We start from the raw sequence: 12406 nt of genomic DNA on the forward strand, positions 1-12406 counted from the left end.
CGCCCGCGCCCCGGCCCGGGGCCCGCTCAGGCGCGGCCCCACACGGTGGCGTCCTGCTTCTTGCGCACGACGTTGTTTTCGGTGATGAGCAGCCCCTCCGGGCTCATCTGGTACTTCCACGCGCCGTTGCGGGCGACGATGCGGTCGCCTTCGTCGACGATGATCGGCGCCTCGAGGGAGCCCATGTCGCCGGCGTCGCCGCGGTAGTACTTCGTGCCGTCGGGGGACTCGCACGCCGCGGCGCGGGTGCCGGCGTCGGTGGCGACGACCGCCAGCGCCCGGTCTCCCGCGTGGCAGCGCGCGCGGGGAGCGGTCCAACCGCGGGCGTCGACGTCGTCGCGGCCGGTGCCCAGGTCGTCGCGCGGCTCGGTGGTCGGCGAGGAGCTGGTGCTCGACGACGTCGACGAACTGGAGGACGACGAGCTCGAGCTCGTCGAGCTCGACGAAGATGTGCTTTGCGACGTCGCCGACGTGCGCGGTGCAGGGGCCGGCATGTCGGGTTCGTCGTTCCCGGAGGCCAGGTACAGGCCCAGGGCGACGGCCACGACGAACACCAGCGCCGCGGCCACCACCCCGATGGCGATGGCCAGGGTTTTCGTCGTCGCACTATCGCGATTTCCTTGGGAACTCATGGGTTCATTGTGGCAGCACCGCGGCCCCGATGTGGATGTTGGGGAGGAAGTCGCAGCTGGGCGGCATTGGCCGTGCCCGCCCGGCCCAATACACGACCGCCCTCGAGGCCGCGACCCGGGTGCGCCTACACTCGGGAAGCGTGATGGAGGACTTCATTCGGGAATGGTGGTCGCGCAACGAGGGCCAGGTGCTCGCCTGGCGCCGTCATCTGCATGCCCACCCCGAGCTGTCCCACATGGAGCAGGCGACCACGAAGTTCGTCGCCGACAAGCTCCGCGCCGCCGGCCTGGAGCCGGTCATGTTCCCCAACACCGGCCTGATGGTCGACATCGGCGACGTCGGCGACCACTCCGGCGCCGCCGGCGAGCGAGTCGGGCGCCTGGCGTTCCGCGGCGACATGGACGCGCTGCCGATCACCGAGGCCACCGGCCTGTCCTACGCCAGCGTCAACGAGGGCGTCATGCACGCCTGCGGCCATGACTTCCACACCGTGATCACCCTGGCCACGGCCATCGCCATGGCCGAATACCGGCGCGAGCACCCGCTGCCCGTGCCGCTGCGCTTCATCTTCCAGCCGGCGGAGGAGGTCATGGTCGGCGGCGCCCCCGACGTCATCGAGTTCGGCGCCCTCGACGGCGTCGAGCGCATCTTCGCGGTGCACTGCGAGCCGAAGCTGCGCGTGGGCCAGGTCGGCGTGCGCGTCGGCGCGATCACGTCGGCGTCGGACACCCTGGACATCCGGCTGGAGGGCCCGGGCGGGCACACCTCCCGCCCGCACCTGACCGCCGACGTCGTTTACGCCCTGGGCAAGCTCGTCACCGACCTGCCGGGGCTGCTCAGCCGCCGCGTCGACCCGCGCACCGGCACCGTCCTGGTGTTCGGGTCCGTCAACGCCGGGTACGCCGCCAACGCCATCCCCGCCGAGGGGCGGCTGCAGGGCACGATCCGCACCGCGGACATCAAGACGTGGCGCGCCATCGACCCGCTGCTGCGCGAGCTGATCGCGGAGGTGCTCGCGCCGACCGGCGTGACCCACCGCCTCGACTACGAGCGCGGCGTGCCGCCGGTGCTCAACGACGACTATTGCACCGCGCTGGTCGCCGAGACCGTCCGCCGCATCGACGAAAACGCCGTCATCGAGGCCCCGCAGTCCTCCGGCGGCGAGGACTTCGGCTGGTACCTCGAGCACGTGCCCGGCACCATGGCGCGCCTGGGCTGCTGGTCCGGCCGCGGCGAGAAGCACGACCTGCACCGCGACGACATCGTCGTCGACGAGCGCTGCCTCGGCGTGGGCGTCCGCCTCTTCGGCGGGATCGTCGCGCGCTACGAGAACGGCGACGCGGACCGCACCGGCGCGCGGCCCTGACCTCGACCCGGCCCGGCGGATTCCGGGCGCTCCATTAGACTGGGGCGAGCATTGCAAGGCGAGCATGGAGGACCCGTGACCAAGAGGATCGTGATCATCGGCGGAGGCCCCGCCGGCTACGAGGCGGCGCTGGTCGGCGCGAAGTACGGTGCCGAGGTCACCGTCGTCGAGGACGCGGGAATGGGCGGTTCGTCCGTCCTGTACGACTGCGTCCCGTCGAAGGCGTTCATCGCGGCCACCGGCGTCCGCACCGACATGCGCCGCGCCGACGACATGGGCCTGCGCCCCGATTTCTCGTCGCGCAAGATCGATTTCACCGCGGTCAACGACCGCGTCCGCCACCTCGCCGCGTCGCAGTCCGAGGACGTGCGCGCCCAGATGGACCGCGAGGGCGTGCGCATGCTCCAGGGCCGCGGCCGCCTCGACGACTACGAGGCCGGGCGCATCACCCACTACGTCACCGTGGAGCTGCTGGAGGGCGGCGAGGAGACCATCGAGTGCGACCTCGTGCTCGTGGCCACCGGCGCCTCCCCGCGCATCCTGCCGGGCGCCCGCCCGGACGGCGAGCGGATCCTGACGTGGCGCCAGGTCTACGACCTGGAGGAGATGCCCGAGCACCTGGTCGTCGTCGGTTCCGGCGTCACCGGCGCGGAGTTCGTCTCCGCGTTCACCGAGCTGGGCGTGAAGGTCACCATGGTCGCCTCCCGCGACCGCATCCTTCCGCACGAGGACGCCGACGCCGCCGATGCCCTGGAGGGCGTGCTGCTCGAGCTCGGCGTCGACGTGGTCAAGAACGCCCGATGCGACCTCGTCGAGCGCACCGAGGACGGCGGCGTCCGCGTGGTCACCTCCGACGGCCGCGAGGTCCTCGGCTCCCACGCGCTGATCACCGTCGGCTCCATCCCGAACACCGCCGACCTGGGTCTGGAGGCCGTCGGCGTGGAGATGGCGCCGTCGGGCCACATCAAGGTCGACCGCGTCTCGCGCACCTCGGTGCCGGGCATCTACGCCGCCGGCGACTGCACCGACCTGTTCCCGCTGGCGTCGGTCGCCGCCATGCAGGGGCGCATCGCCATGTACCACGCGCTGGGCGAGGGCGTGTCGCCGATCCGCCTGCGCACGGTGTCCTCCGCGGTGTTCACCCGCCCGGAGATTGCCACGGTCGGCGTTTCGCAGGCGCAGATCGAGTCCGGCGAGGTCTCGGCCCGCGTCGAGGTGTTCCCGCTGGCCGGCAACCCGCGCGCGAAGATGCGCTCGCTGCGTCGCGGCTTCGTCAAGCTGTTCTGCCGCAAGAACTCCGGCATGATCATCGGCGGCGTCGTCGTCGCCCCGACGGCGTCGGAGCTGATCCTGCCCATCGCGGTGTGCGTGTCCAACCAGCTCACCGTCGCCGACCTGGCCAGCTCCTTCTCGGTGTACCCGTCGCTGTCGGGCTCCATCACCGAGGCCGCGCGCCAGCTGATGGCGCACGACGACCTGGATTAGCGAAAGCCGATCCACGACGAAAGCCGCCCGGTCTTCCCGGGCGGCTTTCATCTTGTGGCCGTCATTTTCTCGCCGTCATCCACGCCGACGGCATTCGTCGGCGAGCGGGCGCGGCGCTTACTTCTTCGACAGCTCCGAGTACTTCAGCTCGACCTCGACGGCCGGCGGGTTGGTGGCGTGGCTGCCGTCGGAGTACAGGACGGTGGGCACGACGCGGTTGCCGCCGTTGACGGACTCGACCCACGAGGCCAGATCGGCGTGCTTCTCCACGTCCCACGCCTCGAAGGGGACCCCGCGCTTCTTCAGGTCGCCGATCAGCGCCCGGCAGTACGGGCACCAGCTGGTGGCGTAGATGGTCACGGCTTCGGTGGTCTTCGGAAGGGTGATCTTCTCGTTGCTCATGCCGGGTGCAACGGCGCCCGCGCCGCGAATGTTCCGGGGTGCCCCCGGTGCGTGGCGGACATCACGGTGGGCGGGGGTGCGGGGCAGCCGCTTGACGACGCCCGCGCCCGCCCGGTCAGCGGTCGTCTTCGGGGCGCGGCCGCCACGTCGTGAAGCGGAAGCGGGGGCCGTTCGCCGACGTCGACCACTCGCCCTTGCGCACCGGCCGCCAGCCGATCAGCTCCGGTGCGAGGACGGGGGTGTCCACCTCGAAGGCGCCGTCGACTTCGGTGACCTCGCACTCGTCGGCGATGCGCAGGGCTTCGCGGTACACGCGGCCGCCGCCGATGATCCAGGCGACGGGCACGTCGCCGAGCAGGTCCAGCGCGGCGTCGAGCGAATGCGCGAGTTCGGCGCCGGGGACGTCCTCCGGCGTCAGCGACCTGGACAGCACGACGTTGCGGCGGCCCGGCAGCGGCCGGAACCTCTCCTGCAGCGAATCCCACGTGCGGCGGCCCATGATCACCGGCGCGCCCATCGTCGTGGCCTTGAAATGCGCCAGGTCCTCCGGGATGTGCCACGGCATCGCGTTGCCGTCGCCGATGACGCCGTCGGACGTCTGCGCCCACATCATCCGGATCGACTCCGGACGGCCCCGCCCGTGCCCGGCCATCAGACCGACACCTTGCCGCGGATCGGGGGGTGCGGGTCGTAGCCGACCACCTCGACGTCATCGAAGTCGTAGTCGAACAGGGAATCCGCCTTGCGCAGCTTCAGGGTGGGGTAGGGGCGCGCCTCGCGGGAGATCTGCAGCTCGCACTGCTCGACGTGGTTGTCGTAGATGTGGCAGTCGCCGCCGGTCCAGATGAACTCGCCGACCTCCAGCCCCGCCTGCTGCGCGAACATGTGCGTCAGCAGCGAGTACGAGGCGATGTTGAAGGGCACGCCCAGGAACATGTCCGCGCTGCGCTGGTACAGCTGGCAGCTCAGCTTGCCGTCGGCGACGTAGAACTGGAACAGCAGGTGGCACGGCGGCAGCGCCATGTTCTCCAGCTCCGAGACGTTCCACGCCGAGACGATGTTGCGGCGGGAATCCGGATTGGTCTTCAGGGTCTCCAGGGCCCGCGAGATCTGGTCGATGTGCCGCCCGTCCGGCGTCGGCCACGAGCGCCACTGCACGCCGTAGACGGGACCGAGGTCGCCGTCCTCGCCGGCCCACTCGTCCCAGATGGTCACGCCGCGGTCCTGCAGCCACTTCGCGTTCGAATCGCCGCGCAGGAACCACAGCAACTCGTAGATGATCGACTTGAGGTGGACCTTCTTGGTGGTCAGCAGGGGGAAGCCCTCGGACAGGTCGTAGCGGATCTGCCGTGCGAACAGCGACCGCGTGCCGGTGCCCGTGCGATCGGCCTTCGGGGTGCCGTCGGCGAGGATCTCGCGGAGGAGATCCTCGTACGGCGTCTTCACGGTGGCCCCGTCGGTGGCGGAAGTGGAGGTGGTCGCGCTCATGCGGCCCAGGGTACCGGGCGGCGCGCGGGGGCCGGGAGCGGACTAGAAGTCGCCGTGCTCCTTCTTGTACTCGGCGACGGCGGCGAGGATGTCGTCGGCGATCTCCGGGCGGCAGAACAGCATGTCCGGCATGAAGGTGTCGACCTGGTTGTACTTCGGCTCCGAGCCGTCGAGGCGCGAGACGTGCAGCCCCGCGGACTTGCACACGCCCACCGGCGCGGCGGAGTCCCATTCGTACTGGCCGCCGGCGTGAATGTACGCGTCGGCGTCGCCCAGCAGGACGTGCATGGCCTTGGCACCCGCGGAACCCATGTGGGTGATCTCGCGACCGAGCTTCTCGGCGACGAACTGGCCGACGGCCGGCGGGCGGGTGCGGGAGACCACGATCTTGCCCGACATCGGGCCGGTGACGGCCTTCGCCTCGCCGGTGTGGAAGACCTGGCCCAGATCCGGCAGGCCGACGGCGGCGTGGATGGGCACGCCGTCCTCGACCAGGGCGATGTGCACGGCCCAGTCCTGGCGGCCCCCGGCGAACTCGCGGGTGCCGTCGAGCGGGTCGATGATCCAGACGCGGGAGTTGTCCAGGCGGTCGCGGTTGTCGGCGGCCTCCTCGGACAGGACGGCGTCGTCCGGGCGATGCTGCTGGAGCACGCGGGCGATCCACTCCTGCGACAGGGCGTCGCCGGCGTCGCCGAGCACGCGGCCCCGCAGGAGCCCGACGTTGCGGACGCCCTTGAGGATTTCGCCCGTGCCCAGGGCCAGTCGGAGGGTCAAGATGTCGTCATCGACGTAGGCAGACATGCCTTCGATCATAGGTCGTGCGCCGCCGCCGCGCCCGGCCCCGCAGACGCGAATATCCTCGGTGCCATGAACTTCGTGCTCAACATCATCTGGCTCATCTTCGGCGGCATCTGGCTCGCCCTCGGCTACATCGCGGCGGGCATCGTGGCCTGCATCTTCATCGTCACCATCCCCGCGGGCGTCGCCTCGTTCCGCATGGCCTCCTACGCCCTCTGGCCCTTCGGCCGGGCGGTCGTGGACAAGCCCGGCGGGTCGGCCGGCGTCTCCGCCGTGATGAACATCATCTGGTTCGTCATCGCGGGCGTGTGGCTGGCCCTCGGGCACGTCGCCACGGCCATCGCCCAGGCGGTCACCATCATCGGCATCCCGCTGGCCATCGCGAACCTGAAGATGATCCCCGTCACCTGCTTCCCCTTCGGCAAGGAAATCATCGACGCGGACCGGGCCCGCAACGGCTTCTCGCCGTTCTGATCCCCGTCCGATCCACGCCGTAGCCCGCGCCCCTCACTTTCCACCGCGCAACGCGAAACGGCCCGCCCCTCGAACGAGGAGGCGGGCCGTCGCAAAGCGGGGAACGCTTACCTGTTGGCGCGGTACCAGGCCAGCAGGGCGTCGGTGGAGGCGTCGCCGGAATCCGGCTCGGCCTCGCCCGTCACCGCCGGCAGCAGATCGCCGGCCTGCTTCTTGCCCAACTCGACGCCCCACTGGTCGAACGAGTTGATGTCCCAGATGACGCCCTGCACGAACGTGATGTGCTCGTAGAGCGCGATGAGGGCGCCGACCGCGGCCGGGGTGAGCTCCTCGGCCAGGATCGTCGTCGACGGGCGGTTGCCCGGCATGACCTTGTGGGGGATGAGCTCCTCGGGCACGCCCTCGGCGGCCAGCTCCTCCTCGTTCTTGCCGAACGCCAGGACCTTCGACTGCGCGAAGAAGTTGGACATCAGCAGGTCGTGCATCGAACCGGTGCCGTCGGCCGTCGGCAGGTCCTGGCGGGGGCGGGCGAAGCCGATGAAGTCCGCCGGCACCAGCCGCGTGCCCTGGTGCAGCAGCTGGTAGAAGGCGTGCTGGCCGTTGGTGCCCGGCTCACCCCAGTAGATCTCGCCGGTCTCGCAGTTGACCCACTCGCCGTCGCGGCGCACGGACTTGCCGTTGGACTCCATGGTCAGCTGCTGCAGGTACGCCGGGAAGCGCGACAGATCTTCGGAGTAGGGCAGCACCACGTGGGAGTCGGCGCCCAGGAACTCGCCGTACCAGAGGCCCAGCAGGCCCATCAGGACCGGCACGTTCTTCTCCAGCGGGGTGTTCAGGAAGTGCTCGTCCATCAGGCGGAAGCCCTCGAGCAGGCGCGTGAAGTCCATCGGGCCGACGACGGCCATGATGGACAGGCCGATCGCCGAGTCGACCGAGTAGCGGCCGCCGACCCAGTCCCAGAAGCCGAACATGTTGTCCGTGTCGATGCCGAACTCGGCGACCTTCTCCGCGTTGGTGGACACCGCGACGAAGTGCTTGGACACCGCGGCCTCGTCGCCGAGCCGCTCGATGAGCCAGCGGCGGGCGGCGTGCGCGTTGGCCAGGGTCTCCTGGGTGGTGAACGTCTTCGACGCCACGATGAACAGCGTCGACTCCGGGTCGACCTCCTCGAGCACCGCCGACAGGTCGGACGGGTCGACGTTGGAGACGAAGCGGGCGTCGATGCCGGCGGTGGCGTAGGTGCGCAGCGCCTTGGTCACCATCGCCGGGCCCAGGTCGGAGCCGCCGATGCCGATGTTGACCACGGTCTTGATGGTGCGGCCGGTGTGCCCCAGCCAGTCGCCCGAGCGCAGGGCGCGGGCGAAGTCGCGCATGCGGCCCAGGACGTCGTGGACGTCGGCGGCGACGTCCTGGCCGTCGACCTCCAGGTCCTCGTCGACCGGCAGTCGCAGGGCGGTGTGCAGCACCGCGCGGTCCTCGGTGTTGTTGATGTGCTCGCCGGCGAACATCCGGGTGCGGGCGCCTTCCACGTCGGCGGCGCGGGCGACGTCCAGCAGGGCGGACAGGGCCGCGTCATCGACGAAGTTCTTGGACAGGTCGACCCGCAGGCCCGCGGCGTCGAAGGTCAGCTTTTCCGCGCGCTGCGGATCCTCCGCGAACATGCCGCGCAGATCCAGCTCGATGATGCGGTTCTGCTGCTCTTCGAGCGCCTCCCACTGGGGGGTGGTGGTGATGTCCGTCATGGGTTTCTCCAGCTCCTTCGGTGTGGCGGTTACGCCAGTCCAGCCTAGTTGCGGTTGGCGGGTCGTGCGGGGCGGGAAGGCCCCGCTTGACGACGCCGCGCCCGGTCTCGCGTGCGGCGGGTTCGGGCGGCTAGGAGCTGCCCGGACCAAAGAGCGACATCAGGAACTTGCCGATGATCCCGAGACTGCCCAGTACGCCGATGATCGCGTCGAGGAAGCTCGACGAGCCGGAGGATCCGGACGAGCCGGACGAGCCGCTGCCCGGGTCGGGCCGCGGATCCGGGGTCGGCTCCGGGTCGGGGTCCGGGGTGGGCTCGTCGATGATCACGTCGTGCGGCTTGACGTCGAAGGTGACGGGGTCGGAGGTGGAGGGTTCGAGGACCTCGGTGATCACGCCCTCTTCGTCCTTCTTCTCCTGGCCGTTGAACACGGCGCGGACCTTGTGCTCGCCGCGTTCGGCGAAGCGGTGGTCGAAGGTGGCCTTCCCGGTCGCGGGGTCGACCGGGGCGGTGCCCAGGAAGGTCTCTCCGTCGAAGAAGGACACCGTGGCACCTTCCCGGATGGTGCTGCCGTGGGCGTCGACCGTGGCGATGAAGCGGATCAGGTCGCCGGTGCGCACCTCGGCGTCGACGTCGACGTCGGGACGCGTGTAGGTGAGGTCGGTGTCGGTGTCCCGGCTGCCCGGGTCGGCGACGGTGAGCACCGCGGCCTCCGATTCGGCGCGCGGGTAGACGCGGCCGTCGACCTCGCGCCGTTCGACCAGGGCGGTGATGCGCTTCGGGCCGGAGGCGTCGAAGGCGTGCTCGATGGTGGCGACGCCGTCGGGGCCGGCGGTGGCGGTGCCGATGCGGATGCCGTCGGCGCGGAAGATGACCTCGGCGCCTTCGGGGATGGACGGGGTGGCCGCGTACCTGGCGGTGATGGTCGCCTTCTTGCCGACCAGGACGCCGTCCTCGTCGAGATCGACGGAGATGGAGGTGCGGGCGACGGGGGCGATGTCGACGTCGACGGTGTCCTCGGCGCCGGTGAGCTCCTGCGTCTCGGTCTCCATGTCGGCGACGACGGCGCGGAAGGTCCGGGTGGCCTTCTCGTCCGGGACGTTCACGGTGACGGTGGCGGCCCCGTTGGACACCGGCGCCCGGCCGACCTCCCGGTCGCCTTCGTGGAAGACCACCTCGACGCCCTCGGGCAGGGTCTTGCCGTCCTCGGCGCCGACCGCCGCGCGCAGCTCGACGGGCACCTGGCCGTCGGCGGCGTCGGCGACCTTCGCGTCGGCCGTCAGGTCGACGGTGGCCTTCACCCGCTCGCGCGGCACCGGGTTGACCTTAACGGTGGTGGAGTCCTCCGACGGGCTGATGCGGCCCTGGACTCCCAGGTAGCGGGCGGTGGCGGTGTGGGTGACCGGGTCGCGGCCGTCGAGCTTCGGGTACGTGTGCGTCGTGGTGGCGACGCCGTCGGCGACGTCCACGGTCGCCCGCGGCGAGCCGTCGCCGAAGTCGAACTCGACCTTGCCCTCGGTCACCGGGGAACCGTCATCGTGGGTGACGTTGGCGGTCAGGGTGGTGGGGCCGTCTCCGGAGGTGATCTCCAGGTCGGTGGAGGTGGGGGCGAACTGCGTGTCGGTGCCGCGCTCGACGACGCGGGTGGAGGTCAGGGTGGCGCCGGCGGAGTTCGGGTTGCAGTACACCGCGTCCGTGACGTTCGCGGTGGCGACGAAGGAGACGGAGTTGTCGGTGGACTTGATCGCGGCGGGGACGCCCGCGCCGCGCAGCCCCGTGACGATGGTCGAACCGGCGGTGTCCGGGGCGGTCACGTCGAAGGCGATTTTGGGCAGGCGGAAGGTCCGGTCCGTGCCGACCTTCAGGTTGCCGCCGCCGCTCCACCAGTCGTTTTCGTTGCCGCCGTTGTTCACCGAGTTGGCGCCGTCCCAGATGCGGGCGAACGCGCCGGCGGGATCCGGGTTGCCGGATTCGTTGACGCGCTGGACCACGGGGTCGCCGTCCAGGGAGGTGCCGGCACCGGCGATGCGCAGGTTGGAGATCTCGACGCCCGAGGGAAGCGCGAAGTCGTACTTGATGCGGCCGAGCTGCTTGCCGCCGGCGGTCATCTGCCCGGGCTGGAGCTCGACGGTGAACTCGTCGCCGGGATGGACCTGCTCGGGGTAGGTGACCGTGACGTTCTCGGTGGCCAGATCGGCGCCGGAACCCGTGGAGGTCAACGAGCGGTCCTCGACGCATTGGTTTGCGACTGTCTTGGTTTCGGTCACTGGTGCGGACGGCGCGGCCGCGGCGCCCGGCAGGTTGATCAGCCCGAAGACGAGCGCCGTGGCGGCGGTCGCGGCCGCGGGGAGCCGGAGAGTCCTGAGTTTCACGTTCGTGTCCTTATCTGATCGTCTGATCCGGGTCGGTTCGCGGGGGGCACCCGTTGGCGACGGATCCGTCATCACCGTCGTAAAAGTCGAACAATGTTCAAATCTTGCGCGGGGTTGCCGCCCTCCGTCGACAAATCCCGCGCCCGCGCGCACCATGGGTGTCATGGGACACTCAGTTAACGACATTACTTCAACTGCGCCGACCCGGCTTTTCCTCGGCGGGGAGTTCCGCGACGCCTCCGACGGCGGCACGTTCGAGCTCCGCGACCCCGCGACCGACCGCGTCCTCGTCGAGGTCGCCTCGGCCACGGAGGCCGACGCGCGGGCGGCCCTCGACGCGGCGTGCGGGGCGCAGGCCGAGTGGGCGGCGACGGCGCCGCGCGAGCGCGGCGAGATCCTGCGGCGGGCCTACGAGCTGATCATCGAGCATGGCGACGAGCTCACCCGCCTCCAGTCCCTCGAGATGGGCCGTGCGCTGCCCGATTCGAGGGCCGAGGTGAAGTACGCGGCGGAGTTCTTCCGTTGGTTCTCGGAGGAGGCCGTGCGCATGCGCGGCGATTACCGCCGCTCGCCGGACGGCAACTCCCGCGTGGTCACGGTGCGCCAGCCGGTCGGCCCGGCGCTGGCGATCACCCCGTGGAACTTCCCGCTGGCCATGGGCGCGCGGAAGATCGCGCCGGCGCTGGCGGCGGGGTGCACGATCATCGCCAAGCCCGCGTCGAAGACCCCGCTGACCATGCTGTACCTGGCCAAGCTGCTGCAGGAGGCGGGCGTTCCCGCCGGGGTCGTGCAGGTCCTGCCGACGGGCTCCGCGAAGAACGTGTCGGCCATCCTCGACGACGATCGCCTGCGCAAGTTCACGTTCACCGGTTCCACCGAGGTCGGGCAGATGCTGGCGGCGAAGGCCATGGAGACGTCAATGAAGGTCTCGCTGGAGCTCGGCGGCAATGCCCCGTTCGTCGTGCTGGAGGACGCCGACGTGGACAAGGCGGTGCAGGCGGTCAAGGCGGCGAAGCTGCGTAACGGCGGCCAGGTCTGCATCGCGCCGAACCGCTTCATCGTCCACGAGTCGCTGGCGGAGGAGTTCACCGAGGGCGTCGTCGCGATGTTCCGCGAGCTCACCCTGGGCCGCGGCACCGACGAGGGGACGGATCTCGGCCCCCTGGCCCTGCGGGATCAGCAGGAGACCGTCGCGAGGCTCGTCGACGATGCCGTGCAGCGCGGCGCGACCGTGCGCTGCGGCGGCTCCATCCCGGAGCTCCCCGGCGAGCTCGCCGACGGCTACTTCTTCGAGCCCACCGTCCTCACCGGCTTCCCGCTGGACGCGGACATCGTGGCGGAGGAAATCTTCGGCCCCGTCGTCGCGGTCACCGAGGTCGCCGACGACGAGGAGGCCATCGCGCGGGCGAATGACACGATCTTCGGCCTGGCGGCCTACGTGTTCAGCGAGAACCTCACGCGCGCGCTCGGCGCGGCGGAGGCCATCGAGGCCGGCATGGTCGCGGTGAACAAGGGCGGGCTTTCCGACGCCTCGGCACCGTTCGGCGGCGTGAAGCAGTCGGGGCTCGGGCGCGAGGGCGGTTTCACCGGCATCGACGAGTTCCTCGAGGACAAGCTGATCTCGCTGGAGGGATAGCCGCCCCCGGG

11 protein-coding genes are annotated in these 12406 nt (G+C 70.5%); 4 read left to right on the forward strand and 7 right to left on the reverse strand.

The window, feature by feature from the left end:
• Positions 1–26: 26 nt before the first annotated feature.
• The gene (locus CHAN_RS02475; protein ID WP_290291362.1) at positions 27–632 is read right to left on the reverse strand and encodes a hypothetical protein; all 606 of its coding nucleotides are present in this window, start codon (positions 630–632) and stop codon (positions 27–29) included.
• Positions 633–775: 143 nt separating this feature from the next.
• Between CHAN_RS02475 and CHAN_RS02480 the strand changes: the two genes are divergently transcribed.
• On the forward strand, positions 776–1999 hold the full coding sequence (locus CHAN_RS02480) for an amidohydrolase (RefSeq protein ID WP_290291364.1): 1224 nt from the start codon (positions 776–778) through the stop codon (positions 1997–1999).
• A 75-nt stretch (positions 2000–2074) separates the two neighbouring features.
• Complete coding sequence (locus CHAN_RS02485) at positions 2075–3484, forward strand: NAD(P)H-quinone dehydrogenase (RefSeq protein ID WP_048740357.1); 1410 nt, start codon at positions 2075–2077, stop codon at positions 3482–3484.
• A 117-nt stretch (positions 3485–3601) separates the two neighbouring features.
• On the opposite strand, the gene CHAN_RS02490 is transcribed toward CHAN_RS02485, so the two are convergent.
• The 4 genes from CHAN_RS02490 to CHAN_RS02505 form a co-directional block, all read right to left on the reverse strand.
• Positions 3602–3886: a mycoredoxin gene (locus CHAN_RS02490; protein WP_048740352.1), complete on the reverse strand. Its 285-nt coding sequence runs from the start codon at positions 3884–3886 to the stop codon at positions 3602–3604.
• A gap of 115 nt (positions 3887–4001) precedes the next feature.
• Positions 4002–4538, reverse strand: a complete 537-nt coding sequence (locus CHAN_RS02495) for a dihydrofolate reductase (protein WP_290291370.1) — start codon at positions 4536–4538, stop codon at positions 4002–4004.
• On the reverse strand, positions 4538–5374 hold the full coding sequence (locus tag CHAN_RS02500) for a thymidylate synthase (protein ID WP_290291373.1): 837 nt from the start codon (positions 5372–5374) through the stop codon (positions 4538–4540). Before CHAN_RS02500 ends, CHAN_RS02495 begins: the two co-directional genes overlap by 1 nt.
• A gap of 42 nt (positions 5375–5416) precedes the next feature.
• The gene (locus tag CHAN_RS02505) at positions 5417–6175 is read right to left on the reverse strand and encodes a 3'(2'),5'-bisphosphate nucleotidase CysQ (RefSeq protein ID WP_290291375.1); all 759 of its coding nucleotides are present in this window, start codon (positions 6173–6175) and stop codon (positions 5417–5419) included.
• A 66-nt stretch (positions 6176–6241) separates the two neighbouring features.
• On the opposite strand from CHAN_RS02505, the gene CHAN_RS02510 reads away from it, so the two are divergent.
• Entirely contained in the window at positions 6242–6646 is a 405-nt protein-coding gene (locus CHAN_RS02510; RefSeq protein ID WP_290291377.1) for a YccF domain-containing protein, read from the forward strand.
• Positions 6647–6753: 107 nt separating this feature from the next.
• Here CHAN_RS02510 and pgi read toward each other — a convergent pair whose 3' ends face one another.
• Positions 6754–8388, reverse strand: coding sequence for a glucose-6-phosphate isomerase (pgi, locus tag CHAN_RS02515; protein WP_048740345.1), 1635 nt, complete (start codon positions 8386–8388; stop codon positions 6754–6756).
• 130 nt (positions 8389–8518) lie between these two features.
• Positions 8519–10759 carry an Ig-like domain-containing protein gene (locus CHAN_RS02520; RefSeq protein ID WP_290291380.1) on the reverse strand — a complete coding sequence of 747 codons (2241 nt, stop codon included), beginning with the start codon at positions 10757–10759 and terminating at the stop codon, positions 8519–8521.
• 163 nt (positions 10760–10922) lie between these two features.
• On the opposite strand from CHAN_RS02520, the gene CHAN_RS02525 reads away from it, so the two are divergent.
• Positions 10923–12395 carry an NAD-dependent succinate-semialdehyde dehydrogenase gene (locus tag CHAN_RS02525; RefSeq protein WP_290291382.1) on the forward strand — a complete coding sequence of 491 codons (1473 nt, stop codon included), beginning with the start codon at positions 10923–10925 and terminating at the stop codon, positions 12393–12395.
• Positions 12396–12406: the final 11 nt, after the last annotated feature.

Origin of the sequence: Corynebacterium hansenii, assembly GCF_030408795.1 — a bacterium.
Classification (GTDB): domain Bacteria; phylum Actinomycetota; class Actinomycetes; order Mycobacteriales; family Mycobacteriaceae; genus Corynebacterium; species Corynebacterium hansenii.